Source organism: Actinokineospora sp. PR83 (genome assembly GCF_021056305.1).
Taxonomy (GTDB): Bacteria; Actinomycetota; Actinomycetes; order Mycobacteriales; family Pseudonocardiaceae; genus Actinokineospora; species Actinokineospora spheciospongiae.
Genome location: NZ_JAJCXD010000083.1, coordinates 1 through 25,309, shown reverse-complemented (window position 1 = coordinate 25,309; position 25,309 = coordinate 1). Strand labels below are relative to the sequence as shown.

At 73.1% G+C, this 25,309-nt stretch carries 23 protein-coding genes and 1 pseudogene; 11 read left to right on the top strand and 13 right to left on the bottom strand.

Going from position 1 to position 25,309, the window contains the following annotated elements; genetic code table 11:
- Positions 1–11: 11 nt before the first annotated feature.
- Positions 12–758, bottom strand: a complete 747-nt coding sequence (locus tag L6E12_RS26855) for an MIP/aquaporin family protein (protein ID WP_236230709.1) — start codon at positions 756–758, stop codon at positions 12–14.
- A gap of 226 nt (positions 759–984) precedes the next feature.
- Here L6E12_RS26855 and L6E12_RS26850 point away from each other — a divergent pair, with 226 nt between their 5' ends.
- Complete coding sequence (locus tag L6E12_RS26850) at positions 985–2,736, top strand: glycerol-3-phosphate dehydrogenase/oxidase (protein WP_236230708.1); 1,752 nt, start codon at positions 985–987, stop codon at positions 2,734–2,736.
- Positions 2,737–3,124: 388 nt separating this feature from the next.
- On the opposite strand, the gene L6E12_RS26845 is transcribed toward L6E12_RS26850, so the two are convergent.
- The 7 genes from L6E12_RS26845 to L6E12_RS26815 all read right to left on the bottom strand — a co-directional run bounded on the left by L6E12_RS26845 (position 3,125) and on the right by L6E12_RS26815 (position 9,293).
- Positions 3,125–3,931 (bottom strand): ESX secretion-associated protein EspG, encoded by an 807-nt coding sequence (locus L6E12_RS26845; protein WP_236230707.1) that lies wholly within the window; start codon positions 3,929–3,931, stop codon positions 3,125–3,127.
- A 6-nt stretch (positions 3,932–3,937) separates the two neighbouring features.
- A complete protein-coding gene (locus tag L6E12_RS26840) occupies positions 3,938–5,299 on the bottom strand; it encodes a PPE domain-containing protein (protein WP_236230706.1) in 1,362 nt (453 codons plus the stop codon).
- A 48-nt stretch (positions 5,300–5,347) separates the two neighbouring features.
- Complete coding sequence (locus tag L6E12_RS26835; RefSeq protein WP_236230705.1) at positions 5,348–5,740, bottom strand: transcriptional regulator; 393 nt, start codon at positions 5,738–5,740, stop codon at positions 5,348–5,350.
- A gap of 149 nt (positions 5,741–5,889) precedes the next feature.
- Positions 5,890–6,411 (bottom strand): GNAT family N-acetyltransferase, encoded by a 522-nt coding sequence (locus tag L6E12_RS26830; RefSeq protein WP_236230704.1) that lies wholly within the window; start codon positions 6,409–6,411, stop codon positions 5,890–5,892.
- Positions 6,412–6,519: 108 nt separating this feature from the next.
- Positions 6,520–6,996 carry a DUF1707 domain-containing protein gene (locus tag L6E12_RS26825; protein ID WP_236230703.1) on the bottom strand — a complete coding sequence of 159 codons (477 nt, stop codon included), beginning with the start codon at positions 6,994–6,996 and terminating at the stop codon, positions 6,520–6,522.
- 47 nt (positions 6,997–7,043) lie between these two features.
- Positions 7,044–7,496 carry a DUF1707 domain-containing protein gene (locus L6E12_RS26820; RefSeq protein ID WP_236230702.1) on the bottom strand — a complete coding sequence of 151 codons (453 nt, stop codon included), beginning with the start codon at positions 7,494–7,496 and terminating at the stop codon, positions 7,044–7,046.
- Between the two features lie 21 nt (positions 7,497–7,517).
- Positions 7,518–9,293 carry a biotin carboxylase N-terminal domain-containing protein gene (locus L6E12_RS26815; RefSeq protein WP_236230701.1) on the bottom strand — a complete coding sequence of 592 codons (1,776 nt, stop codon included), beginning with the start codon at positions 9,291–9,293 and terminating at the stop codon, positions 7,518–7,520.
- A 155-nt stretch (positions 9,294–9,448) separates the two neighbouring features.
- On the opposite strand from L6E12_RS26815, the gene L6E12_RS26810 reads away from it, so the two are divergent.
- The gene (locus L6E12_RS26810; protein ID WP_236230700.1) at positions 9,449–10,123 is read left to right on the top strand and encodes a hypothetical protein; all 675 of its coding nucleotides are present in this window, start codon (positions 9,449–9,451) and stop codon (positions 10,121–10,123) included.
- 5 nt (positions 10,124–10,128) lie between these two features.
- Here L6E12_RS26810 and L6E12_RS26805 read toward each other — a convergent pair whose 3' ends face one another.
- The 5 genes from L6E12_RS26805 to L6E12_RS26785 form a co-directional block, all read right to left on the bottom strand.
- Positions 10,129–10,746, bottom strand: coding sequence for a nucleoside triphosphate pyrophosphatase (locus L6E12_RS26805; protein ID WP_236230699.1), 618 nt, complete (start codon positions 10,744–10,746; stop codon positions 10,129–10,131).
- 20 nt (positions 10,747–10,766) lie between these two features.
- Positions 10,767–12,593, bottom strand: coding sequence for a Xaa-Pro dipeptidyl-peptidase (locus L6E12_RS26800; RefSeq protein WP_236230698.1), 1,827 nt, complete (start codon positions 12,591–12,593; stop codon positions 10,767–10,769).
- 10 nt (positions 12,594–12,603) lie between these two features.
- Positions 12,604–14,271, bottom strand: coding sequence for an MFS transporter (locus L6E12_RS26795; protein WP_236230697.1), 1,668 nt, complete (start codon positions 14,269–14,271; stop codon positions 12,604–12,606).
- A 198-nt stretch (positions 14,272–14,469) separates the two neighbouring features.
- Positions 14,470–14,697: an acyl-CoA carboxylase subunit epsilon gene (locus L6E12_RS26790; RefSeq protein ID WP_236230696.1), complete on the bottom strand. Its 228-nt coding sequence runs from the start codon at positions 14,695–14,697 to the stop codon at positions 14,470–14,472.
- Positions 14,698–14,707: 10 nt separating this feature from the next.
- A complete protein-coding gene (locus L6E12_RS26785) occupies positions 14,708–16,345 on the bottom strand; it encodes an acyl-CoA carboxylase subunit beta (protein ID WP_236230695.1) in 1,638 nt (545 codons plus the stop codon).
- Between the two features lie 614 nt (positions 16,346–16,959).
- On the opposite strand from L6E12_RS26785, the gene L6E12_RS26780 reads away from it, so the two are divergent.
- The 9 genes and pseudogenes from L6E12_RS26780 to L6E12_RS26740 all read left to right on the top strand — a co-directional run.
- A complete protein-coding gene (locus L6E12_RS26780; RefSeq protein ID WP_236230694.1) occupies positions 16,960–17,769 on the top strand; it encodes a biotin--[acetyl-CoA-carboxylase] ligase in 810 nt (269 codons plus the stop codon).
- Positions 17,770–17,850: 81 nt separating this feature from the next.
- Complete coding sequence (locus L6E12_RS26775) at positions 17,851–18,417, top strand: PH domain-containing protein (RefSeq protein ID WP_236230693.1); 567 nt, start codon at positions 17,851–17,853, stop codon at positions 18,415–18,417.
- 1 nt (position 18,418) lies between these two features.
- Entirely contained in the window at positions 18,419–19,360 is a 942-nt protein-coding gene (locus L6E12_RS26770; RefSeq protein WP_236230692.1) for a hydroxymethylglutaryl-CoA lyase, read from the top strand.
- 51 nt (positions 19,361–19,411) lie between these two features.
- A complete protein-coding gene (locus tag L6E12_RS26765; protein ID WP_236230691.1) occupies positions 19,412–20,635 on the top strand; it encodes a helix-turn-helix domain-containing protein in 1,224 nt (407 codons plus the stop codon).
- A 563-nt stretch (positions 20,636–21,198) separates the two neighbouring features.
- Positions 21,199–21,993, top strand: a complete 795-nt coding sequence (locus L6E12_RS26760) for a Scr1 family TA system antitoxin-like transcriptional regulator (RefSeq protein WP_236230690.1) — start codon at positions 21,199–21,201, stop codon at positions 21,991–21,993.
- Between the two features lie 19 nt (positions 21,994–22,012).
- Positions 22,013–22,654: an adenosylcobinamide amidohydrolase gene (locus L6E12_RS26755; RefSeq protein WP_236230689.1), complete on the top strand. Its 642-nt coding sequence runs from the start codon at positions 22,013–22,015 to the stop codon at positions 22,652–22,654.
- 144 nt (positions 22,655–22,798) lie between these two features.
- Positions 22,799–23,239, top strand: a complete 441-nt coding sequence (locus tag L6E12_RS26750) for a YbaB/EbfC family nucleoid-associated protein (RefSeq protein ID WP_308075328.1) — start codon at positions 22,799–22,801, stop codon at positions 23,237–23,239.
- Positions 23,239–23,559, top strand: a complete 321-nt coding sequence (locus L6E12_RS26745; protein WP_236230688.1) for a WXG100 family type VII secretion target — start codon at positions 23,239–23,241, stop codon at positions 23,557–23,559. The genes L6E12_RS26750 and L6E12_RS26745 overlap by 1 nt, the downstream gene beginning before the upstream one ends.
- A gap of 9 nt (positions 23,560–23,568) precedes the next feature.
- Positions 23,569–25,309: pseudogene (locus L6E12_RS26740) on the top strand (hypothetical protein); the annotation flags it as partial.

Genomic DNA, 25,309 nt, shown 5'->3' with positions numbered 1-25,309 from the left:
CGGTCTCTCGGTCAGGCGGCCTGGGGCAAGACCTGGAACAGCAGGCCCGCCAGCACCGCGCCGACGAGCGGCCCGACCACCGGCACCCAGGAGTACCCCCAGTCGGCGCCGCCCTTGCCCTTGATCGGCAGCACCGCGTAGGCCAGCCGCGGGCCGAGGTCGCGCGCCGGGTTGATGGCGTAGCCGGTGGGGCCGCCGAGGGAGTTGCCGATGCCGATGACCACGAACATCACCGCCGCGTAGCCCAGCGCGCCGTTGCCGAAGGCGGGCACGCCGTCCTCCCCGGCCTTGGCCGCCGGGCTGGTCAGGATCCACAGGACCAGCACGAAGGTGCCGATGACCTCGGTGAGCACGTTCCACGGCAGGTTCCGCACGGTGGGCCCGGTGGCGAAGATGCCCAGGGTGCCCTCCGGCTCGTCGTGGTCGTCGAACTGGAGCTTGTAGGTCAGCCAGCACAGCACGGCGCCGAGGAAGGCGCCCACCAGCTCACCGATCAGGTACGCGGGGACGTCGCCCCAGGGCAGCTTGCCCGCGCTGAGCAGCCCGACGGTGACCGCCGGGTTCAGGTGCGCCCCGGTGGGCGCGGCGATGCTGGCGCCGATGAACACGGCCATGCCCCAGCCCATGTTGACCAGCAGCCAGCCGCCCTGGAACCCGAGCGACTTGCGCAGCACCGTGTTGGCGACGACACCGCAACCGAGCAGCGTCAGCGCGGCGGTGCCCATCAACTCCCAGAGGACGATCTCCCCGAAACCCACCGACCGGACTCCCCTCGACGGGGGCGGCCCACATGCCAAACCGGTCGGGCCGGCCGCGGTGCCTACCCTGAGCGAGATCGGACGCTACCGCCAAGTACGGGCTGCTGTCCATGGCACGTGTGGCGCTCTGCACTGCTTCCGCGGGGAGGATTGCGCGCGGTGTGCGCGTGTCGCAGGTAGCGTTGGTGATGTCCGATTCCGATGGTGGGAGAGCAGGAGCCAGACCATGGCCGACGAGCCGACCAGCCGATCCACACCGGACACCGACGCCGGTGGCCTCGGCCCCGCCGACCGCGCCGAGGCGTGGCGCAGGCTGGGCTCGGAGACCTTCGACGTGGTGGTGGTCGGCGGTGGCGTCGTCGGCGCCGGTGCCGCGCTCGACGCAGCCACCCGGGGCCTGCGGGTGGCCCTGGTGGAGGCCCGCGACCTGGCCTCCGGCACGTCGAGCCGCTCCAGCAAGCTGTTCCACGGCGGCCTGCGCTACCTGGAGCAACTGGAGTTCGGGTTGGTCCGCGAGGCGCTGCGGGAGCGGGAGCTGATGCTGACCCGGCTCGCCCCGCACCTGGTGAAACCGGTGAGCTTCCTGTACCCGCTGCGCCACCGGGTGTGGGAGCGCCCGTACACCGCCGCCGGGCTGTTCCTCTACGACTCCATGGGCGGCGCCCGCTCGGTTCCCGGGCAGAAGCACCTCAGCCGCGCGGGCGCGCTGCGCCTGATCCCCTCGCTCAAGCGGGACGCGTTGATCGGCGGCATCCGCTACTACGACGCGCAGGCCGACGACGCCCGGCACACGATGACGGTCGCCCGCACGGCCGCGCACTACGGCGCCGTGGTCCGCACCTCCACCCAGGTGGTCGACTTCCTGCACGAGGCCGACCGGGTCACCGGGGTCCGGGTGCGCGACGCCGAGGGCGGCGAGTCGGTCGACGTGCGGGCCGGGGTGGTCATCAACTGCACCGGCGTGTGGACCGACGAGTTGCAGCGCGCCTCCGGGTCGCGCGGGCGGTTCCGGGTCCGGGCGAGCAAGGGCGTGCACATCGTCGTGCCCCGGGACCGGATCGTCGCCGAGGACACCGGGCTGATCCTGCGCACGGAGAAGTCGGTGCTGTTCGTCATCCCGTGGCGCAACCACTGGATCGTGGGAACGACCGACACGGACTGGAACCTCGACCTGGCCCACCCGGCGGCGACGAAGAAGGACATCGACTACATCCTCGACCACGTCAACTCGGTGCTGGCGACCCCGCTGACCCACGACGACATCGAGGGCGTGTACGCGGGGTTGCGGCCACTGCTGGCCGGGGAGAGCGAGGAGAGTTCCAAGCTCTCCCGCGAGCACGCCGTGGCCCGGGTCGCCCCCGGGCTGGTCGCCATCGCCGGGGGCAAGTACACGACCTACCGGGTCATGGCCGCCGACGCGGTGGACGCGGCCGCGGTCGACCTGCCCGGGCGGCTGCGGCCCTCGATCACCGACCAGGTGCCGCTGTTGGGCGCCGACGGGTACCACGCGCTGGTCAACCAGGCGGATCTGCTGGCCACCCGGCACGGGGTGCACCCGTACCGGGTGCGGCACCTGCTGGACCGGTACGGGTCGCTGGTGCACGAGGTGCTGGCGCTGGCCGAGTCCGACCCGGACCTGTTGAAGCCGGTGGAGGAGGCGCCCGACTACCTGCGGGCTGAGATCGTCTACGCGGCCAGTCACGAGGGGGCGCTGCACCTGGAGGACGCGTTGGCTCGGCGGACGCGGATCTCCATCGAGTACCCGCACCGGGGGGTTGCCTGCGCGGAGCAGGTGGCTGAGTTGATGGGTGGGGTGCTCGGGTGGGACGAGGCCGAGCGGAAGCGGGAAGTGGAGATCTACCTGGCTCGGGTGGAGGCTGAGCGGGACTCGCAGACGTTGCCCGGGGATGAGGCTGCGGATGCGACTCGGTCGGCTGCGCCTGAGTCCCGGCCGTACCTGCTGGAGCCGGTGATCTAGCGGGCTCGGGCCTGGTTGCGTCGTTGTCGATCGCCGGGCGATTCGGTGTCCGGGTGGATCTGCTCGGCCGTGCCTGCTTATCAAAGCCCGGGATTTTTGGGGGCGTGCCCGGGTGGGTGGATCTGCTTGGGCGGGGCCCCTACGCCGATCATGTGCCCAGTGTGACCGAGTGGGGCTGAAGAGATGCCCCACAGCCCAGGCAGGCTTGCACATGATCGGCTCCCCCACCCAAGCAAATCCACCCACCCGAGCGTCTGCGTAGCCGGGCCGGCGGTTGGTGGGGTGGCTGGTTTTCGCTGCGCCCGCGGGGGTTGCGGGTGGCTGGCGGTCAAGCCGCCGGTGGGGTTCGGCGTGGCGGGTTGGCAGGCTGCCGGTGGGTGGGGTGTGTCTACTGTGGTCGGTTCTGGCTCTGGTCCAGGAGTTCGGTGACCTGGTGGAGGAGGTTCCTGGGGGTGGAGGGGGAGATCGTGGCCCAGGGGGTGCCGTCGGGGGAGGGGCGGCGGGTTTGGAGGTAGCGGCCCTGGGGGGTGTCGAAGTAGCTGATGACCGTGGGGGTGCGGTGGCGCTTGCCCCAGCGGTCTCGGGTTGCTGTGCCCAGGCGGCCGTGGGCGGTGACCTCGGTGATCATGTCGGCCAGGGTGGTGGCGTCTGCGGGGCGGATGCCTTGGGCGTGCAGGGCTTTGGCGAACTCGAGGTGGGGGTCCTTGGCGGCCGCTTCCAGTGCCGGGGCGGGGAGGGGCACGGAGTGGCCGGGGCCCGGGGGGTGGGGCGGGAGGACGGAGAGGGCGTGGCGGGGCAGACCGGTGGGTTCGGCTTCGGTGAGGGTGAGCTGGTTGTCCCGGAGGACGGCCAGGACCGCCTTGTCGCCGGTGGTGGCTGCCAGGGCGCGGATGGGGGCGCCGTGCCAGAGGCGGGCGTCGACCTCTCGGTCCGGGCGGGGCAGGAGCCACAGGAGGGATTCGGTGCGGGGGTCGACGTCCACGGGGCCGCCCAGACCTCGGTGGGCGAGGGATTGCCAGGCTTGGGCCACCAGGGTGGCGCGTTCCCGGGTGGTCCTGCCGGGGGAGGGGACTTTGAGGACCAGGGGGAGTGGGTCGATTCCCAAGTGGTCGGTGAGCACGTCGAATTCGAGGGCCGACAGGGTGATGGGGGGTCGGCCCTCGAATTCGACGAAGAGGGGGGTTGGTGCCGTCAACGGGGGTCAGCCCCCGATGACGCCCGGCGGGAGGTGGAAGTCTTCGCCGTTGATGTCGTGGGACTCGACGATGTTCTGCTCGGTCTGGCTCAGGTCGCGTCTGCGGCCGCCCACCTGGCGGTCGTTGGGGTTGGTGCCCGTGCCGTTCGCCACCGACTCCGCCGCGTCGCCGAACCACTGGCTGGAGCCGAGGGCCTCGGTGCCGAAGCGGCGGGGGGCCATGCGGTTGTCGGAGCCCGTGCCCATGCCGCCCGCGCCGCCTGCCATGGGGGCGCCCGCCCCCGCGCCGGGGTTCATGCTGCCGGGGGCAGCGGTGCCCGCCGCGGTGGCCGCGCCCGCGGTGTTGAAGTCGTCGCCGCCGAAGCCGGGCATGCCGGGCATCCCGCTGCCGCCGCCGATGCCGGGGGCGCGGTGGGTGGCGGGGTTGCCCGGGGCGGCCGTGCCGACGTTGTTGGTGGAGCGGCTGCGCTCGCGGTCCTTCGCGCCGGGGGTGGAACCGGTGACCGGCGTGGAGAAGCCGACCTCGCCCGTCGGGACGGTGCCCACCTGCATGCCGGGGCCCAGCGGGGCGCGGGGGGTGAACGGGGTGCGCTGGAAGCCCCCCGCGTGGGACAGGCCCGTGCCCTGGCTCGGGCCGTGGCCGCCCACGTGGACGTTGCCGTGGCCGCCGCCGTGCGGGCCGCCGACGGTGTGGGTGGGGCGGTGCGCGGTGCCCTGCTCGGAGGCCGGGGTGTTCAGGGTGCCGGAGAACGACGCGGAGTGGGTGAGGCCGTCGACGCCCTCGCCGCGGTTGTGGTGCAGGGTGCCGGAGTCGAGCAGGGCGGCGGGCTTGGTGAAGCCGACGACCGCGGCCAGGTTCGTGGTGGTGTTCAGCTCGTAGGCGGCCATCACCTCGAACGCGGTCTGCTCGCCTGCGGACTGCGCGGCCTCGATCGGCTCGGCGTCGGTCTGCACGCCGACGACCGCCAGCGCCGGGGCGGCGGTCGGGTCGGGCTGCTGGCTGGGCACGTCCTCGGGGGCGGGCATCTCCGCGCGCGCCTTGGCGATGTGGTCGCCCTGGTTCTCCACCACGAGGCGCATGTTCCCGGCCTCGACCGCGCTGGACTGCGCCCACGCCGCGAGCGGGGCGAGCTTGTCGTAGGCGGCACCGGCCGCGCGACCGACCCACTGGCTGCCGGTGGCGCCCAGGGTCTCGCCCAGGTCCTGACCGACCTCGGTCAGCGCGGCGGCGATGGCCGCCCAGCGCCGCGACGGGTCGGCCGACGCCGGGGCGCCGGGGCCGTCGTGCAGCATCCGGTACAGCTCTTCGTGGGTGAAGCCGCGCCAGCGCTTGGCTTCGTCCGTCGTGGTGGTGGCCTGCTCGGTCATGCCCGTCCCCTCGCCCTGCCTGATCCCTCGCCCGAGTGCCGCGGGTGCTTAACCCTGCGACCCCTTCTGCGTGACGGTCGCGGAGTTGTCCTCTTCGAGCAGCCGGTACTGCTCGGTGATCTTGTCCAGGTTGTGCACCGCCGTGTCCAGCTGGGCGCGGAAGGTGCGCAGCGCCAGCAGTGCGGCCCGCTCCTGGTCGTCGGCGGTGAGGCCGTTGACCGCGGTGGCCGCCTCCGCGCTGACCGGGTCCTTGGCCCACGGCTCGACCCGCAGGCCGATGTCGTCGAGGCCCAGCTCGCCGTCGATGCGCGACAGCGCGGCGGTGAAGGCGGCGCGCAGCCCGGGCACCGCCTCGGGCGCCACGTTCAGCACGTCGAGCGGGTTGCCCGGCAGGCCCCCCTGGCCGCCGCCCTGCCCGTGCCCGTTGTTGCCTGGTGCCACGACGCCTCCCGTCACTGCCTGTGGGGTGACAACTCTAGCGAGTGCGCACCCTCGGATTCGACCATTACTGTGTCATGTCATAGACGTGCACCGACGCGGCCCAGTTCCGTAACCCGCGGGCTTTCCGCCGTTCCACTCCGGGCAACGGCTCACCCCGCCCGCGGGTTGCGCAGGACCAGCTCGCTCACCTCCGCCGTCTCCGCGACGGGGGTGAAGCCCAGCTTCTCGGCCACCCGGCGCGAAGCGGTGTTGCCGGGGGAGTGCTTGTAGCCGACCTCCTTGAGGTCCAGCGCGCCGAAGCCGAACCGCAGCACCGCGCCCAGCGCCTCGGTGGTCATCCCCCGGCCACGGGCCTCCGGGACCGCCCAGCAGCCCGCCTCGGCCAACCCGGAGTCCAGGTCGAGGTCCTTGAGCAGCACCTCGCCCAGGAAGGCGCCGGTCGTCGGCTCGGCCACCGCCCAGGAGAACCGGGTCTCCTCCGCCCAGGAGCGCGCCCGCTTGGCCACGTACGCGCCCGCTTCGGCGAGGGTCGAGACGGAGACGTGCGTCAGCCACCGCGCGCACTCCGGGTCGGCCAGACCCGCGACCAGCGCGGGCCGGTCGTCGATCAGCCGGTCCGCCCGCAGCGCGCGCAGGTAGTACCTGCCCGCGTTGATCTCCACCGGTTCCACACGGGCAACGCTAGCGCGTCCGGGCGACACCCGGGACTGGAACGGCTCCACCTGTGGACAACCCGGTCACGGCGGCGATCCGCGCTGTGGACAACTGCCCCGGAGCGGTCAGTGCCAGCGGCCGCGGCGGTCGTCCCAGTCGCGCCCGCGGTGGCGGTGGTGGAAGCGGTGCTGGTCGGCGGACCACCCGCGGCCACCCGGCCGCCGCGAGTTGAAGAACAGCACCAGCAGGACGATCACCACCGGGAGGGCGATCCCCCGGGACAGCACGAGCGCGGCGATCACGCCCAGCACCACCACGGGCACCAGCGCACCCGAGGAGTTGCGGATCCGCTCCCAGCGCACCGGCGGTGGCGGCGGCATGGCCGCGGGCGGCGCGGTGAGGAAGGAGGGCTTCGGGGCGGGCAGGTCGCTGAACAGGGCGACCAGGTCACCCCGGGTCTTGGCGGTGGTGACCCGCGCGGTGCGCTCGCCGTACTCGTCGACGTCGAGCCTGCCCGCGCTCATGTGCTCGCCCAGCAAGCGGAGCGCGTCCTCGCGCTCGGCGTTGCCGACGCGCATCCCGGAAGGCTCGAAGTCGCTCACCCGGTCGATGGTACGCAAAAAGCGGGCCTGACCACCTGAGCCCGTTCTCAGGGTCGGCGTTTGGCCGCTTCCTCCAGCGTGCCGGAGACGATCGTGACGAGCACCGCGACCACGATCGTCCACCAGGCGCCGGTGAACACCGTGAGCACGATCGAGCCCGGGATGCCCAGCAGCAGCGTCAGCGCGCACAGCGTGCTCAGCGCCTCGCTCAGCGGTGTCGCCACCAGCCCGCTCCCGCCGGTGGCCGCGGTCCGCGCCGAGGAGCGCGGCACCCGCCCCGGGCTGACCGCGCCGGTCAGGTCCGGGTGCGGGTCCGGCAGGTCGGCGAACAGCGAGTCGACCTCCGCCCGCGTGCGCGCGGCACCCGCGCGCACGCGGCGGAACTCGTACTCCGCCAACTCCAACCTGCCGGTCGACAGGTGCGTCGCCAGCATCCGCACCGCCTCGTCCCGCTCGGCGGCGCTGATCCGGATCTCCGCGTCCCGACCCTGCCCCGTCATGGCCGGGACCCCACGGGTCGATCAGTCCTTGATCTCGCAGATGACCGAACCCGTGGTCACCGTCTCGCCCTGGTTGACGCCGAGGCCGGTCACGGTGCCCGACTTGTGCGCGGTCACCGGGTTCTCCATCTTCATCGCCTCGAGCACCACGACCAGGTCGCCCGCCTCGACGGCCTGCCCGTCCTCGACGGCGATCTTGACGATGGTGCCCTGCATCGGCGCCGCCACCGCGTCACCCGAGGCCGCCGCGCCCGCCTTGCCGCCCGCGCGCTTGCGCGGCTTGGCCTTGGCCGCCGCGCCGCCACCGCCGGTGCCCACCGCCAGGTTGCCCGGCAGCGACACCTCCAGCCGACGGCCGCCGACCTCGACGACCACGTTCTGCCTCGGCTCGTCCTCGGTGGCCTCCGCGCCCCCGGTGAACGGCTCGATGGTGTTGTCGAACTCGGTCTCGATCCACCGGGTGTGCACGGTGAACTTCTCGCCGTCGCCGATGAAGGCGGGGTCGCGGACGATCGCCCGGTGGAACGGCACGACCGTGGCCATGCCCTCCACGACCAGCTCGTCGAGCGCGCGGCGGGACCGGGCCAGCGCCTGGTCGCGGTCGGCGCCGGTGACGATGACCTTGGCCAGCAGCGAGTCGAACTGCCCGCCGATGACGGTGCCGGACTCCACCCCGGAGTCCACCCGCACGCCGGGGCCGTCCGGGGCCGCCCAGGTGGTGACCGTGCCGGGGGCGGGCAGGAAGCCGCGACCGGCGTCCTCGCCGTTGATCCGGAACTCGATCGAGTGCCCGCGCGGGGTGGGGTCCTCGGTGAACCGCAGCGGCTCGCCCGCGGCGATGCGGAACTGCTCCAGCACCAGGTCGACACCCGCGGTCTCCTCCGAGACCGGGTGCTCCACCTGCAGGCGGGTGTTGACCTCCAGGAAGGAGATCGCGCCGTTGGCGCCGACGAGGTACTCGACGGTGCCCGCGCCGGAGTAGCCCGCCTCCTTGCAGATGGCCTTGGCCGAGGTGTGGATCTGGGCGCGCTGCTCGTCGGTCAGGAACGGCGCGGGCGCCTCCTCGACCAGCTTCTGGTGGCGGCGCTGCAGCGAGCAGTCGCGGGTGCCGACCACGACGACGTTGCCGTGCTTGTCCGCCAGCACCTGCGCCTCGACGTGCCGGGGCTTGTCCAGGTACAGCTCGACGAAGCACTCGCCGCGGCCGAAGGCGGTGACCGCCTCGCGCACCGCGGAGTCGAACAGCTCGGGGATCTCCTCGATGGTGCGGGCGACCTTGAGGCCGCGGCCGCCGCCGCCGAACGCCGCCTTGATCGCCACCGGCAGCCCGTGCTCCTCGGCGAAGGCGATGATCTCCTCGGCGCCGCCGACCGGCTCCTTGGTGCCGGGCACCAGCGGGGCGCCCGCGCGCATGGCGATGTGCCGGGCGGTCACCTTGTCGCCGAGGTCGCGGATGGCCTGCGGGTCCGGGCCGATCCAGGTCAGCCCGGCGTCGATGACGGCCTGGGCGAACTCGGCGTTCTCGGACAGGAAGCCGTAGCCGGGGTGGACCGAGTCCGCGCCCGCGCGCTTCGCCGCGTCGAGCACCTTGTCGATCGACAGGTAGCTCTCGCCCGGGGTGTTGCCGCCGAGGGCGAACGCCTCGTCGGCCAGCCGGACGAAGAGCGCGTCGCGGTCCGGGTCGGCGTAGACGGCGACGCTGGTGAGGCCGGCGTCCTGACAGGCACGGATGACCCGGACGGCGATCTCGCCCCGGTTGGCGATGAGAACCTTGCTCAGCGCCTTCGACTCGGACACGCCGTTCCTCCTTGATTCGCGCGGGCTGCCCGGGAGTTTACGGATACGGGGCCGTTCGGGGACCGAGAGAACGCCCACAATCGCGGATAATGGTCCCCGACATCGGGTTTTGCGGCGGGGGTGACAACTTGGCGGGTCGGCGTGTCCCCCGGGGCGTGGTTCTGACGGCGTTGCTGTGCGCGCTGGTCGTCGCGGCGGCCCTGGGCGGTGCCGCGCTGCTGCGCGACCGCGGCGCGGGCCACCCGGTCGCGGACACCACCTCGCCGCCACCGGTGGAGCCGGTTCCCACCGACGCGATCGGGCCGGACGGCTGCCGCCCCGGCGAGGCGTGCCAGGTGCTGGGCCGCGCCGTCGTCGGCAGCACCTACCTGGACCTGATCGGCGACCCGGGCGGGGTGTCCGGCCGGGTGCGCATCGGCGGCCCGACGACCAGCCAGGTCATCGAGGTCACCGTGACCGAGTCGCAGGTCACCCTGGGTCCGGACTCGCTGGTCTGCCAGGCCGCGGGCATCTCCGCCTGCCTGGTCCGCGGTGGCGGGGAGCGCGGGGTGGTGGGGCAGGTCATCGTGGGCCGCTCGGGCAAGTGGAGCCCGGTGAACAAGGCCTTCCACTCCGCCGCCGGGTCGTTGTCGCTGGGCGACGTCAACGGTGACGGTGCCGCGGAGGTCCTCGCGGTGCAGTGCGACAAGGCGTGCCCGCGGGTGTTCGTGCAGGTCTTCACCCTCGCCGGGGACGAGCAGGGCTGCACGCGGACCTATGCGAGACCGGAGCAGCTACCCGGCTACCCGGCGGTGGAGGTCACCGCCTCCGCCCTGCGCGCCTGCCCGTGAGCCGGTCAGCGCCAGAGGTCGGTGACGCTGACGCCGACCTCGGCGAGCAGCGCGCGGGTCAGCGGCAGGCTGATCCCGATGACGCTGGACGGGTCGCCCTCGATCCGCCGCACGAACCACCCGCCCAGGCCGTCGAGGGTGAAGGCCCCCGCGACCTGGAGCGGTTCGCCGGTGGCCACGTAGGTGTCGACCTCGGCGGGGGTGGGGGCGTCGAAGTGGACGGTGGTGGTCTCGGTGGCGCTCGCGGTGCCCACCACCTCCCCGCCCGCCAACCGGACGACGGTGTGCCCGGTCAGCAGGTCACCGGACCGGCCCGCCATCCGCCGCCACCGCTCGGCGGCCACCTCGGCGCTGCCGGGCTTGCCGACCATCTCCCCGTCGAAGTGCAGCATCGAGTCGCAGCCGACGACGACGGCCTCCGGGTGCTCGGCGGCGATGTCAGCCAGCACGGCGCGCACCTTCGCCTCGGCCAGCGCCACCACCAGCGCCTCCGGCGCCGGGTCCACCAACCCGGCCGCCACGGCGTCCTCGTCCACACCGGACACCCGGACGACGGGGTCGATCCCGGCGGCCCTGAGCACGCCGAGCCGGGCGGGGGACTGGGAGGCAAGCACGAAGCGCACGGCGGGCAGGGTAGTCGCCGTCAGACCGAGCCCTGGAGGGGCAGTCGCAGCGAGGTCTTGCCCAGGTCGACCGCCAGCCGCGGGTTGGTGCCCGCCGGGGTGATGTAGGGGCTGTCCGTGCTGCCGATGACCAGGGCCAGGCGGTGGCCGGGCTTGAGCGTGTAGTCGGTCGTGGCCAGCGGGAAGGTGATCGCGTACGGGGTGCCCGGGGTCAGGGTGCGGCGGGAGTCCAGGCCCGCGTGGTGGCCCAGGTCGGCCCAGCCGCGGGCGATGACGGTCTGCTGGCTGGTCGTGGTGGTGGTCCTGGTGTCGAGGTAGCAGGAGCTGTCCGCCGGGGTCGTCGGCCCCCAGCAGGAGCGGGTGGTGAGGTTGGCGATGCCCTCGCCGGGGTCGCGGGCGGCTCGGGTGGTGGTGGGGCCGTAGTCGACCAGGACCGCGGTGAGGCGGGCCGCCGTGGTGGAGGGGGTGGCGGTGATCGTGATCGACGGGGTGCCGGAGATGCGGGCCTCGGTGGCCAGCGGGGCCGTGCGGTAGAGGACGCGGGCCGACGACGTTGCGGTGGGGTTGGTGATCCAGGTGTACTCGTCGCTGCGGTTGTCGGTGAAGGACGCCGTGGTGCCGGAGGCAGGGGTCGGCGTGCCGAGGGTGCCGACGCCCGCGGTGGTGCCGGGGGTGGGGCGCAGCGTGGTCGGGGTGGTGGGCACCGGCCAGGCGGGGTCGTCGCGCCAGACGTCGGGGGCGGTCTCCACCGTGGACCGCGGCTCGTCCTGCACGCCGTTGTCCAGGCCCAGCAGGTAGTGGTCGAACCAGCGGTGCAGGGCGTCGACCCAGGCGGCGCGGCGGAAGTCGAACGGGTCGACGTGGCCGGTCTGCGACAGCCAGACCTTGCGCTCCACCGACGCGGGCAGCGCCGACCACCACTGGCCGAAGTTCAGCGCCTTCACGTTGAGGTCGTTGAGGCCGTGCACCGCGAACACGCTCGCCCGGACGTTCGCCGCCCCGGCCACGTAGTCGCGCGCCCGCCACATCGGGGTCAGGTCGCCGCTGGCGGGGGCGCCCGCGGTCAGGGCGGACTTCACCGACGCGCAGCCCGCGGCGCCCCGCGCGTTCTCCACGACCCGGGCCAGGCCCGCCGGGTCGCCGGCGGGGAAGGTGGCGCCGGTGGCCCGGTAGTAGTCGTACCAGGAGCTGATGGCGGCGATGGGCACGATGGTGCGCAGCCCCGCCACCCCGGTCGCGGCGACGCCGTTGGCGACCGTGCCGTCCCAGGACTTGCCGATCATGCCGACCGCGCCGGTGGACCACGACGCGGGAACGGGCGTGCCGCCGGTCGCCGCCGAGTAGCCCGCGGCGCGGCCGTTGAGCCAGTCCACGACGGCCTTGGCCGAGGTGATGTCCGCGGGTCCGCCGACGTCCACGCAGCCGGTCGAGCGGCCGGTGCCCGCCAGGTCGACCTGCACCACCGCGTACCCGCGCGGCACGAAGTAGTTGTCCAGGAACAGCGGGAACGACGTCGGCCTGCCCGCGCTGTCGTAGGTCTTGCGCTGGCTCTCGTTGCCGCGCCCCAGCGACAGGTAGTACGGGCTGGCGTCCATGATCACCGGCACCCGGCCCGGCGCGTCCGACGGCCGGATGACGTCCGCGGCGACCCGCACCCGCTGCCCGTCCGGCGCGGTCAGCCCGGTGTCGACCCACACCGCCTCGCGGACCGCGCCCGGGTACGAGTACACCGGTTCGCTCGCGGTGACCGCCACCGCCACGTCCCGGACGTCGGGCACCGCCGTCGCCGGGACCAGCCCGGTGGTGGCGACCACGGCCAGGGTGAGCAGCGAGGTCCGGATCGTCATGCCCACGACGCTACGGAGTTCCCCGCCCCGGCGGCAGCCCCCGGTTTTCCCCGTTGCCGGTCGGCAGCCCGGCCGCGGCGATCACGCCCAGCACCAGCACCACGACCGGCAGCACCAGCGTGGCGCGGGTCGCGGTGGTGAACCCCAGGGCGAACGCGTCGGTGGCCAGCTCGCGCACCTTTTCGGCCACGCTGGGCGACCAGTCGACCGGCACCGCCGGGCCCTCGCCGCCGAACTGGCCCGCCGAGTCGGCCGCCTCGGTGATCCGGCGGACGAACTCGTCGGCGTAGCGCGGCGGCAGCACCCGCGCGTACTCCCTGGCCGCGTCCGGCATCGCCACCCCCAGCCCCACCTGGAGCAGCAGCCCGGTCGCCGCGCTGCCCAGCACCCCGCCGACCTGCCTGGACGTGTTGAACACCCCGGACCCGGCGCCCACCAGGTCCGGCGGCAGCCCGGCGGTGGCGGTCGCGGTCAGCGGCGAGAACACCAGCCCGATGCCGATCCCGGCCACCACCAGGCCCGGCACCAGCGCCCCCGGGTCGGCGTCCGGCGCGGCGAACACGGCCAGCACCGCCGTCCCCGCCGCCAGCCCGGTCAACCCGGCGATGATCAGGTGCTTGCCGCCGAACCGGCCCAGGGCCCGCCCGGCGACCAATGCGGCCAGCCCCGCGGCCACCGCCATCGGCAGGCACAGCAGCGCCGACTCCACCGGGTCCAGGCCCAGCACGGACTGCGCGTAGAGCACCAGCGGCAGGAACATCCCGGTGGTGGCGAAGCCGAGCGCCGCGTGCACCAGGTTCGCGTAGCCGAACGAGCGGTCGGCGAACAGCGCGGGCGGCACCAGCGGGTCCGGTCGGGGCACCCGCTGCCGGAGGGCGAACACCCCCAGCAGCAGCACCCCCGCCCCGAGCACCGGCAGCACCCCGATCGGGCCGACGATCGCGCCCCACCGGTAGTGCTGCCCGTTCTGCAACCCGAACACCAGCAGCCCCAGCCCGGACGCGGCCAGCAGCGCCCCGGCCGTGTCGAAGCGCATCCGGGTGCTCGGCCGCCAGTCCGGCAGCAGGAGCAGCGCCAGCACCAGCCCGACCGCGCCGATCGGCAGGTTCAGCAGGAAGATCGACGGCCAGCCGACGTGCTCCACCAGCACCCCGCCCAGGACCGGCCCGGTGATCGTGGCGACCCCCGCGACCCCGCCCCACACCGCGATCGGCGCCGCCCGCCGCTGCGCCGGGAACAGCCTGCTGATGAACGACAGCGTCTGCGGCGTCATCGCCGACGCCCCGAGCCCCTGCACCGCCCGCGCCGCGATCAGCGACCCGGCCGAGGTCGACAACCCGCACCACAGCGAGGCGCCGAGGAACAGCACCAGCCCGGCGAGGAGCACCCGCTTGGGCCCGTAGCGGTCGCCGAGGCGGCCGGTGACCAGCAGCGGCACCGTGTTCGCCAGCAGGTAGACGCTGTTGACCCAGATGACCTCGTTGAGGGTGGCGTCCAGCCCGGTCAGCACGGCCGGGATGGCGACGGTGACGATGGTCGAGTCCAGCATGACCATGAAGAAGCACGCGCACAGCGCGAACAGCGCCACCCACGGACCGCGGACCCCCGCCGCGCCCCTCTCCGCCATGCCGATGCCCACCATGCTCCCTGAGACGTCGCGCGCCGCCGATGCGTTCACCGGACCTCGCGCCCGGCGGGTGGACATCGTCCCCGCATGACCGAGCAGCCCGCCGCGCCCCCCGACTCCGCCGACATGTGGGGGTCCGGCCGGGCACGCCAGAACGCCGCCCACTCGCCGCCGTGGCCACACTCGCCGAAGCGCTGAAACGACCGCTGCCCCCGACCCGGGTGGGTCGGGGGCAGCGGCGAGCGTCGGTCAGCGGGGCCTCGCGGAAGCCCGCCAGGCACCCGCGCCGTGCCGCAGCGGGGCGCGGACCAGGGCCGCCTTGTCCGCCCACGCGCTCGGCGTCGGCTCGGGCTCCGGTTCACCACCCGCGGCGGCCGCGGCGGCGACCACCGCGGCCAGCGCCGCCAGCTCGACGTCGTCCGGCGTGCCCCGGACCACGCGCAGCAGCGGCTGCGGGGTGCTCTCTGCGTCGGTCACAGCGGTCTCCTTACAGCGGGATGTTGCCGTGCTTCTTGGGCGGCATGCTCTCACGCTTGTCCTGCAGGATCCGCAGCGCGCGCGCCACGTTGCCCCGGGTGTGCGACGGCGGGATGACCGCGTCGACGTACCCGCGCTCGGCCGCCTGGTACGGGTTGAGCAGGGTGTCCTCGTACTCGCGGTCCAGCTTGGCGCGCAGCGCGTCGACGTCCTCACCGGCGTCCATCGCCGCCTTGAGCGTGCGCCGGTGCAGGATGTTCGACGCCCCGGAGGCACCCATGACCGCGATCTGCGCCGACGGCCAGGCCAGGTTGATGTCCGCGCCCAGGTGCTTGGAGCCCATCACGTCGTAGGCGCCGCCGAAGGCCTTGCGGGTGATCACGGTGACCAGCGGGACGGTCGCCTCGGCGTAGGCGTAGATCAGCTTCGCCCCGCGCCGGATGATGCCGTCGAACTCCTGGTCGGTGCCGGGCAGGAACCCGGGCACGTCGACGAAGGTCAGCACCGGGACGTTGAACGCGTCGCAGGTCCGCACGAACCGCGCCGCCTTCTCCGAGGCGTCGATGTCCAGGCAGCCGGCGAACTGGGTGGGCTGGTTGGCCACCACGCCGACGCTGCGCCCCTCCACCCGGCCGAAGCCGACGATCAGGTTCGGCGCGAACAGCGGGTGCACCTCCAGGAACTCACCGTCGTCGATGACCCGGTTGATGACCTCGTGCATGTCGTAGGGCTGGTTCGCCGAGTCCGGGATCAGCGTGTCCAACTCCTTATCGGACTCGCTCAGCCCGTCGAGGACCGAACCCTCCTCGACGAACCCGGGGAACACCGGCGCCTCGGTGAGGTTGTTCGACGGCAGGAAGGACAGCAGCTCCTTCACGTAGCCGATCGCGTCCTCCTCGTCGGCACCCATGTAGTGCGCGACACCGGACTTGGTGTTGTGCGTGCGGGCGCCGCCCAGCTCCTCCAGCGTCACCTCCTCGCCGGTGACGGTCTTGACCACGTCCGGGCCGGTGATGAACATCTGCGAGGTCTGGTCGACCATCACGATGAAGTCGGTGAGCGCCGGGGAGTACACGTGCCCGCCCGCGTTCGCGCCCATGATCAGCGAGATCTGCGGCACCACGCCCGAGGCCCGCACGTTGCGGGTGAAGATCTCGCCGTAGAGGCCCAGGGAGACGACACCCTCCTGGATGCGCGCGCCACCGCCCTCGTTGATGCCGACGATCGGGCGGCCGGTCTTGATCGCCAGGTCCATCACCTTGACGATCTTCTCGCCGTAGACCTGGCCGAGCGAACCACCGAAGACGGTCACGTCCTGGGAGAACACGCACACCGGGCGGCCGTCGACGGTGCCGTACCCGGTCACCACGCCGTCGCCGTAGGGCCGGTTCTTCTCCAGGCCGAAGTTCGTCGACCGGTGCCGCGCCAACGCGTCGAGCTCCACGAAGGAACCCGGGTCCAGCAGCAGGTCGATCCGCTCGCGCGCGGTCAACTTGCCCTTGGCGTGCTGCTTCTCCACCGCGCGCGCGGACCCGGCGTGGATCGCCTCGTCGTCGCGCCGGTACAGGTCGGCCAGCTTGCCCGCGGTCGTGTGGATGTCCGGCTCGTCCGCGGGGGCCTGGCCGATCGGCTCGGTCGCACTGCTCATGAGGCTGCACCCTAGCGACCCGGAGGCCATTTCAGCAGTGCACGTAGGGGATGTCACGGTGTTGCGGAGAACCCCTTGACCTCCAGCGCGGTGGAGGTAAGAGGCTGTGGGCGCCGCTCCCCGGGACCCGCCCGTTCCCGCTCCGACCGGACGGTTCCCGGGGGCGGTGTTCTCGGTGGGACTGTGTTGTGCCGTGTCCGTGGTTCAAAACCCGGTCGTTTGTCGCTGGTGCCCGGGTGGATCTGCTCAGCCGTGGCCGGGTCTTAAAAGCCCGGGATTTGTCGTTGGTGCCCGGGTGGGTGGATCTGCTCGGGCGGGGCCCCTACAGCGATCATGCGCCCAGTGTGACCGAGTGGGGCTGAGGAGATGCCCCACAGCCCGGGCAGGCTTGCACATGATCGCTTCCCCCACCCAAGCACATCCACCCACCCGGGCAATTGCGTAGCCGGGCCGGCGGTTTTCGGGGTGGTCGGCAGCTGCGCGGGGTGGGGCTCCGGGTGGCAGGCGTCGGGCAGGCGGCGTGGTCGGCGGCTGGGCCGGTGGGATTCGGGGCGTCACCCGATCAGGGGCCGCTTCGGGGCGGGGCTCCCGGGGCACGCCCTACGCTGCTCGGTATGTCCGAACTCGACGTCGAGGACCTCCGCGCGCACCTGCTCGACCGCTACGCCGAGGTCGACGTGGTGGCCGCCACCGGGTCGACCAACGCCGACCTGGTCGCCGCCGCCGAGCGGGGGGCGCCGGACCGCAGCGTGCTGATCGCCGAGGAGCAGACCGCCGGGCGCGGCAGGCGGGCCCGGACGTGGGTGTCGCCGCCCGGCAGCGGGCTGTACCTGAGCGTGCTGCTGCGCCCGGACGGGGTGCCGGTCGCCAAGTTCGGCACCCTGGCCCTGGTGGCCGGGGTGGCGCTGGTCCGCGCGGCGCGGGCGGCGGGGGTCACCGCCACCCTGAAGTGGCCCAACGACCTGCTCGCCGGGACGAACCCGGCCAAGTGCGCGGGCGTGCTCGCCGAGGTCGTTCCCACCGCCGGGGGGCCCGCCGTGGTGCTCGGCATCGGCCTCAACGTCGGCCCGCTCGGCACCGCCGTCCCGGCCGGGGCGGGTGGGCTGCCCGCCACCTCGCTGGCCCAGGAGGGCGGCGACCCCGACCGGGCCGCGGCCGCGATCGCCCTGCTGGGCGCCTTCGACGAGGCGGAGCGGGCGTGGCGCGCCGCCGGGGGCGACCTGGGCGAGGCGGACCTGCTGGCGTTCTACCGGGCGCACTGCTCCACGCTGGGCCAGCGGGTGCGGGTGGAGCTGCCCGACGGCTCGGAACTGCGCGGCCTCGCCGTCGACGTCGACGCCGACGGGCAGGTGGTCGTGGACGTCGCCGGGACCCGCCGGTCGCTGTCCGCGGGCGACGTCGTCCACGTGCGCGGCCTCGCCTGAGCGACTTCCCGCTACCCGGGGACCCGGGGGCCGCCGCGCGGGTACGGTGATCGCGTCAGCAGCGACGACCAGGAGGACGACGTGGCGTACCCCGACGACCTGCTCAGCCAGGGCGAGCAGGTGGTGCTGCACAAGCACTCCCACTGGAAGATGCTGCTGCTGCCGTACTTCTGCCTGGTGGTCGTCCTCGGCGTGGGTATCTGGCTCGCCGTCCTGGCCCAGGACCTGGAGTGGGCCAACATCGCCTGGATCGTCATCGCCGCGCTGGCCGTGGTGCTCATCGCCTGGCTGTTCGTCGCCCCGTTCATCCGCTGGCGCACGACCCACTTCATCGTCACCACCGACCGGGTGATGGCCCGGATGGGTGTTCTCAACCGCACCGGCATCGACATCCCGCTCTCGCGCATCAGCAGCGTCCGCTTCGAGCACGGTCTCATCGACCGGGTCGTCGGCTGCGGCACTCTGATCATCGAGTCCAGCTCCCAGGAGCCCCTGGAGTTCTACGACATCCCCTCGGTGGAGAAGGTCCACACCCTGCTCTACCGCGAGGTCAACGACAACCCGCACGACGACTTCGCCCGCCCCGCCGCGGACCTGCCCCCGCACGGCTACCCGGACCAGGGCTACGAGCCGCGCGGACGGCGCTGACGTGGGAGCCAGGGACGTCGGCCTCCCCGACCGCGTACCGGCGGAGGGCCTGCCACCCCGGGTCACCGTCTGGGAGGTCGGCGCCCGCGACGGCCTGCAGAACGAGCAGGCGGTGGTCCCGGTCGAGGTCAAGCTGGAGTTCCTGGCCAGGTTGGCGGCGGCGGGCCTGACCACGCTGGAGGCCACCAGCTTCGTGCACCCCGAGTGGGTGCCGCAGCTCGCCGACGCGGAGGAACTGCTCGCGGGCCTGGAACGGGTCGAGGGCGTGCGCTACCCGGTCCTGGTGCCCAACGAGCGCGGGCTCGACCGGGCCCTGGCCGCCGGGGTGCGGCACATCGCCGTGTTCGGCAGCGCCACCGAGACCTTCGCCGAGCGCAACCTCAACCGCACCCTGGACGAGCAGTACGCCATGTTCGAGCCCGTGGTCGCCCGGGCCCGCGCGGAGGGCTTGGACGTCCGCGCCTACGTGTCCATGTGCTTCGGCGACCCGTGGGAGGGCCCGGTGCCCGCCACCCAGGTCGCCGCGGTCGGCGCCCGGCTGATGTCGATGGGCTGCTCCGAGCTGTCCCTCGGCGACACGATCGGCGTGGCGACCCCCGGCCAGGTCGCCGCCGTGGTCGGGGAGGTCGCCGCCGCGGGCGTGCCCCTGGAGTCGGTGGCCGTCCACTTCCACGACACCTACGGCCAAGCCCTGTCCAACACCCTCGCCGCCCTGCGCCTCGGCATCACCACGGTCGACTCCTCCGCGGGCGGCCTCGGCGGCTGCCCCTACGCCGAATCCGCCACGGGCAACCTCGCCACCGAAGACCTGGTCTGGATGCTCGACGGCCTGGGCGTGCAGACCGGCGTCGACCTGGACGCCTTGGTCGACACCAGCGCCTGGATGGCCGAACGCCTCGGTCGCCCCAGCCCGTCCCGCGTGGTCCAGGCCCTGCGCGGCTGAGGCCCGTACTCTGGACTCCACCGCCCCTCGTCTCCCGGAGGTGTCCACCTCATGGTCAGCGACGATGCGAGCTTGGGTGTGCGTATCAAGAGGGTGCGCAAGCGTCGTGGATTCACTCGGGAGCAGTTCGCCGAGAAGGCCGATGTCAGCGTTGACCTGGTGCGCAAGCTCGAACAAGAGGTGCGCCACACCGCCAGTATGAGTTCGCTGACGCGGATGGCCCGGGCTTTGGACATCGAGATCGCGCAACTGCTGGGTCACCCCGGGACCACCAACGCCCCGGTGGACGAGCAGGCCGTCGGAATTTTGGCGATCCGAGACGAACTGAGCGCGCTCGACTACTTTCCGGGCTTGGGTGACCACAATGTCTTCGATGACCAGCCGCCGACCGTTGAACACCTGAGTGGTGCGCTCAAGGAAGCGGAACGAGTGCGGCAGCAGGGCAGTTTCGCCGAACTGGGGTCCATGCTGCCCGGTCTGATCGCGGAAGCCCGGGCCGCCACGCAGGCTCTCTCCGGCGCCGAGCAGGTTGCCGCCTATGGGCTGTTGTCCGAGGTGCTGCAAATCGCCTCCACCATGATGACGGGTCTCGGCAGGCCGGACATCGGGTACATCGGGCTCATCCGCGCCCAGGAGGCGGCGGCGAAGTCGAACAACGAGTTGTTGCACGCGATGAACGTGTCGGCCCTGTCCTGGGTGTTCTTCAAGCAAGGACGTCTCGGCGACGCGGAGACGGCCGCTCTGCGACAGGCCGCGCTCATGGAGCCGGACCTCATTCGGGACTCGCCGCAGCGGATAGCGGTGTGGGGGATCCTCATGCTGCGCGCGGCCAGTGCCGCCGTCCGCGACAAGCAGGTCGACCGCAGCAACGAGCACATGAACCTGGCTCGCGCGGCAGCCGCTCGCATCGAGCGCGACTACAACCTCTACGCCACTCCGTTCGGGCCGACCAACACGGGTATCGCGGCCGTCAACGCGGCGGTTGAAAGCGAGCAGTTCGACAAAGCGCTGACCCTGGCGGCCGACATACCGGAGAACGGTTGGGTGTCGCCGACCTGGAAATCGCGCCACCTGTTGGATGTGGCCATCGCCCACAGCGAGTTGGACCACGACGAGGCCGCTGTCGAACAACTCCTCGTCGCGGAACGGACCGCGCCGGAGTGGCTGCGCTACCACACCCTCGGTCGGCAGACCGTGCGCGAACTGGCCGAACGAGCCAAGCGGCGACAAGCACCCATTCAAAGGCTCGCTGACCGCCTCGACATCGACCTTTGACAGCGCATTGCGGAGTGGGCTGGGACACCATGTCCTAGCCCACTTCCTCGTTCGTGGTGGCTGTGACGGCTTGTCACTTCACCGGAAGCCCCGCTGCCGCAAGACTGCCTGGTAGGCGCCCGGCGGCAATGCTCAACGCTTGCCGCGACGGTGGTGTCCTCTGGGGTCGGAACACAGACGCGAGGTGGCAACGGTGCGAAGTCTTCCGCTGGTGCGCTGGGGGACCAGCCCCTATTGGTTGGACCGCGCGCACGTGGTGTTGGACCGTCGTGCGGTGGGCGGGTCGTTCGACATGCGGGGTTTGTGCCGGATACCCGTGGACACGGCGGCGCCGTCACGACCGGAGGGCAAGCTCCTGTGCCCGGATTGTGCGATCGCTTTGGTGGCGGCCGCGTATCCGGTTGCGGAGTTCAGCGGTCGGCTGCCCCTGACCGGGTCCACCTGATCGATCCCATGCCGACTGACTGACACGCAACCGTCCGAGCCCCGGCGGGGATTGCCTCATGCCCGTGGCGATCCACCGCCGCTCTCCGGACACGAATCGATTCCGAGGAACAACGGCCATGCCCGCAACCACCACGACGCAGGACAACGACGTCGTCCGCGCCAAGACCCTGCGCGGCCTGCTGCTCGCCCGCGAACTCGACGGCGCCCGGCGGGCGCGTGGTTTCACCACCCGAAACCTGGCCGAACAGATGTCGATGAGCCCGGCAATGATCAACCGGGTGATGACGGGCCGCCGGGTGCCGACCGCGCTGGAGGTCGGCGGTCTCTGCGCACTTCTCGACATCCCCGCAGGGCGCCGCCCCACGCTCTACGAGTGGGCCAAGACCGCCGAACTCGCCGAGTGGATCATTCGCCCGGGCACTGGGAAGAACCCCCTCCGGGACATCGAGGAACTCGCCGATGAAATCACCTGGTTCGAGCCCGGTCTGATCCCCGGTCCACTGCGGACAGCGGAGTACGACCGAGCCGTCGAACACACCACGGGCGCGAATCCCTACTCCGCCCAAGCGGTCCGCGCGGCGGCATTGCGCAAGAGCCGGTTCTTGATCCACCCCCGGGCTCTGGGCAATCCCGGTCTGCCCGAGCGCGACCACCGCGCGCAACTACTCCACCTCTTCCAGGACCACCTGCCCGAAATCCGGCTGTTCCCCGACACTGTGGTGACCTGGCCTGGATGTCGCGTTCTGGACGTCGCGCACTTTCCGCCGATAGTCCACCTCACCCACCACGACACCGATATCGTGCTGGAGGACCAGGGGCGCGCGTCATACCTGCGGCAACTCGGCGGAATGGCACTGAGCGCGGGGGAGACGCGCGAGGCGTTGTTGCGGCAGGTCCAGGCTTGCCGCTGAACCGGGATCGGAGGTGGGTGTGGAGCCGGAGTTGGTCGCGGACGAGGGGCACGTGCTGCTCTGGCGCCCGCCCGAGCCGGTGCTCGCCATCTCCTCCGGGCCGCTCGGTGGCGGCATCGGCGAGCGGCGTTGGGTCGTGAACGCCACCGTGCCGTTGAGCTACGACCGCGACGACCCGGAGGTCCACCTGCGGGAGATCGCCGACCGGATCGGGGTGCGCGGGGCGGGGTGCGGGCTGCTCACCGGGGTCGACGTCCGCCTGGTCCGGCACCACCGCGACGCTGGTGTCTCCGCCTGGGTGACCACCGGGATCGGGGACGCGCCCACCTGGGCCGCCGCCGAACCCACCGGCGAAACGGCGTCGACCGCCGGGACGATCAACGCGGTATGCCTGCTCCCGGTCCGGCTGGCCGACGCCGCGCTCGTGAACGCCGTGGCGACCGTCGCCGAGGCCAAGGCGCAGGCCCTGGTCGAGTCCGGGGTGCCGGGGACCGGCACCTGCACCGACGCGACCGTGCTGCTGTGCCCCACCCGCGGTCCGGTCGAGCGGTACGGCGGGCCGCGGTCGGCGGTCGGGGCGCCGCTGGCGCGGGCGGTGCGGGCCGCCGTCGTTGCCGGGTTGCGCCCGCCGGGGTCTTCGCCGCTGTTCGGGCGGCGGTGACGGGGGTGGTGCGGCGCGGGCTCGAAGCCGTGCGGGTGGCGCTGGAGAATCACCGGCGCGGGGTGGAACCGGTCGCCCCCTCCACCCGTCCAACGCGTGACCGGGGACCGTGCAGGCGCCGACTACCCAGCGGAGGTGGCCGTGGTGGCTGACCACGCAGCGCAGGTCGAGGAGCTCCTCGCCGACTACCGGCGCAGCCGCGACCAGCTCGCGGGGGTGCACACCGCGCTCGCCGCGATCAGCGAATCCGCCACCAGCCCGTGCGGGATGGTCACCGCCACCGTCTCCGCCCAGGGCGCGCTGACCGCGCTGACCATCGACGACGGCGCCTACCGCCGCTACCGGCCCGCCGAGCTGGCCACCGTCGTGGTGCGGACCACCGCCGCCGCCGACGCGCTGGCGGCGCGGGCCGCCGGGCACGTGGTGGCGCCGGTGCTGCCCGCGGGGACCGACCCGGAGGCGCTGCTGCGCGGCACCGCCGACCTGACCCCGGCCGAGATCGCGCCGCCGCGCCCGGTCGCCGACCCCGACGACAGCTTCGAGCACATGACCTGGCTGGAGTCCGACTCGCCGAGGAGGGCCTGATGGCCGGGGAGGGTTTCCGCGCCGACGCCGACGCGCTGGCCGCGCGGGCGGGCCAGTTCGACGCGCTCGCGCAGCGGGCCGGGGCCATCCACCGCGACCTCGACGACGTGCTCAGCGCCGTCGGGGAGTGCTGGGGCGGCGACGAGGTGGGGCGCAGCTTCGCCTCCGGCTACCTGGGGGCCGCGCGGGACACCCTCGGCAACCTGGGCGCGTTGCCGGGCAGGCTCGGCGACGTCGGCGGGCGGTTCCTCGGCACGGCCGAGGGCTACCGCGGCGGCGACGCCGACAACGCCAGGACCATCGGCTCAGCGGACGCGTAGGGGACCAGGATGGGAATCGAGCTGCCCGCCGAGCTGGTGTCGGTCGCCGCCGCCGCGGGGGTCGTCTGGCCGGAGGCCGACGAGGACAAGATGCGCCAGGCCGCGGGGGCGTGGCGCGAGGCGGGCGTGCGGATGGGCTCGCTCGCGGGCGACGCCGACGGCACCGCCCGCACCGCGCTGTCGAGCTTCGCCGGGGAGGCGGGCGACGCCGCGAACCGGCACTGGGCGGGGTTCGTCACCCCGGACACCGGTCACCTCACCGCGACGATCACCCACTGCACCGCCAACGCCGACAAGCTGGAGCACGCCGCCCAGCAGGTCGGCGAGGCCAAGGTCGCCATCGTGCGCAACCTGGTGGAGCTGGCCAAGAACACCGACGCCGCGCACAGCGCCGCCGCGGCCGGGCTGCCCAACGCGCTGCTCGGCCTGGAGACGGCGCTGCGCGGCACCGCCGCCAACGTCGCCCACATCAAGGACACCCTGGTCGGCTCGGTGCTGCCCGGCACCGGCGCCGCGGGTTTCACCAACGTGGTCGACCCCAACCCGGGCGCGTCCGGCGGGCCGATCGGGTCCGGCCTCCTCGCCCCGGTGCAGAACCTCGTCGGCGGCGGCAGCGCCGGTCAGGCAGGGCAGGGCCTGGCCGGGGTCGTCCCCGGCGTGGTGTCGGGGCTGACCGGGAACGCCCCCACCGGGCTGCCCGTCGTCGACACCATGGTCAGGGGCGTGCAGCACGCCGTCGCGAACCAGGCGCTGCCGGTCCTCGGCGGCGGCGGACCGGGCGCCCCGGCCGGTGCCGGGGCCACCGGTCTGCCGCTGGTCGACAACCTGGTCAGCGGGGTCGACCAGGCGCTCACCGGCAACCCGGCGGGTGGGCCGGTCAGCGGTGTCCTCCATGGCGTGGGCCAGGTCGTCGACACGACCGCGGGGGTGGTCGACACGGCTTCCGGCACCGTCAACCACGTCGTCGGCGCGCAGCCGGGGACCGGGCCGCTGGACCCGGTCGCGCAGGTCGTGGACAACGCCGCGGGCGCGGTCGACCGGGGCACCGAACACGCCGGTTCGCAGGCGGGACACCAGGCGCAGCCCGGGTGGGGGCCGTCCGGTCCGGTGCCGTCGGGCTCCGGACCGTCGGCACCGGTGGTCTCCGGGGTGGTGGACCTCCCCGGCCACGTCGCGGCTGAGCTGCCGGTGAACCACGACGCCGTGCGGGCCTCGTCCGCGGCGGTGCTCGACGTGCTCGCGCAGGCCGCTGCTCCGGCGGCAGGCGCCGTGCCGCCTGCGCAGCAGAGCCTCGGTGGCGCCTTCGCAGGTGGTGCTGTCGGCACAGGCGGTGGCGTCGGGGGCGGTGGTGTTGTCGGCGGTGCTGGTGGTGGTGCTGGTGCTGTTGGTGGCGGAGGGCCGGTTTCCTCGGCTCCGGTGAGCGGTGGTCCCGGTGCGTCGGCGGCGGTTGTCGGGCGCCTTGCTGCTCCGGTCGCCGGGGCTGTCCCGGGTGCGGGGGCTGTCGCGGGTGGACCGGGTGCTCCCGGTGGTCCCGGTGGCTCAGGTGGTCCCGGTGGCGGCTCCGGTGCGGCGGGTGGTGCTGCGACCGGGCGTGCCGAGCCGGGGGGTGCGCGCACCGAACCCGGGGCGCGGGCCGCCGCAGGCGCGGTTGCCGCGGCCGGTGGCGCGAGCGGCTCGGGTGGCGGTCGGCTGGCGGGCGCGGACCCGGGGGTGGCCGCGACCGACCACGGCAAGCCGGGCACCGCCAAGC

Coding starts and splice junctions, on each gene's coding strand:
- L6E12_RS26850 (WP_236230708.1), top strand. CDS start 985: ATGGCCGACGAGCCGACCAGCCGATCCACACCGGACACCGACGCCGGT.
- L6E12_RS26840 (WP_236230706.1), bottom strand. CDS start 5,299: ATGACCGAGCAGGCCACCACCACGACGGACGAAGCCAAGCGCTGGCGC.
- L6E12_RS26820 (WP_236230702.1), bottom strand. CDS start 7,496: ATGACGGGGCAGGGTCGGGACGCGGAGATCCGGATCAGCGCCGCCGAG.
- L6E12_RS26800 (WP_236230698.1), bottom strand. CDS start 12,593: ATGACGATCCGGACCTCGCTGCTCACCCTGGCCGTGGTCGCCACCACC.
- L6E12_RS26785 (WP_236230695.1), bottom strand. CDS start 16,345: ATGAGCAGTGCGACCGAGCCGATCGGCCAGGCCCCCGCGGACGAGCCG.
- L6E12_RS26780 (WP_236230694.1), top strand. CDS start 16,960: ATGTCCGAACTCGACGTCGAGGACCTCCGCGCGCACCTGCTCGACCGC.
- L6E12_RS26765 (WP_236230691.1), top strand. CDS start 19,412: ATGGTCAGCGACGATGCGAGCTTGGGTGTGCGTATCAAGAGGGTGCGC.
- L6E12_RS26760 (WP_236230690.1), top strand. CDS start 21,199: ATGCCCGCAACCACCACGACGCAGGACAACGACGTCGTCCGCGCCAAG.
- L6E12_RS26745 (WP_236230688.1), top strand. CDS start 23,239: ATGGCCGGGGAGGGTTTCCGCGCCGACGCCGACGCGCTGGCCGCGCGG.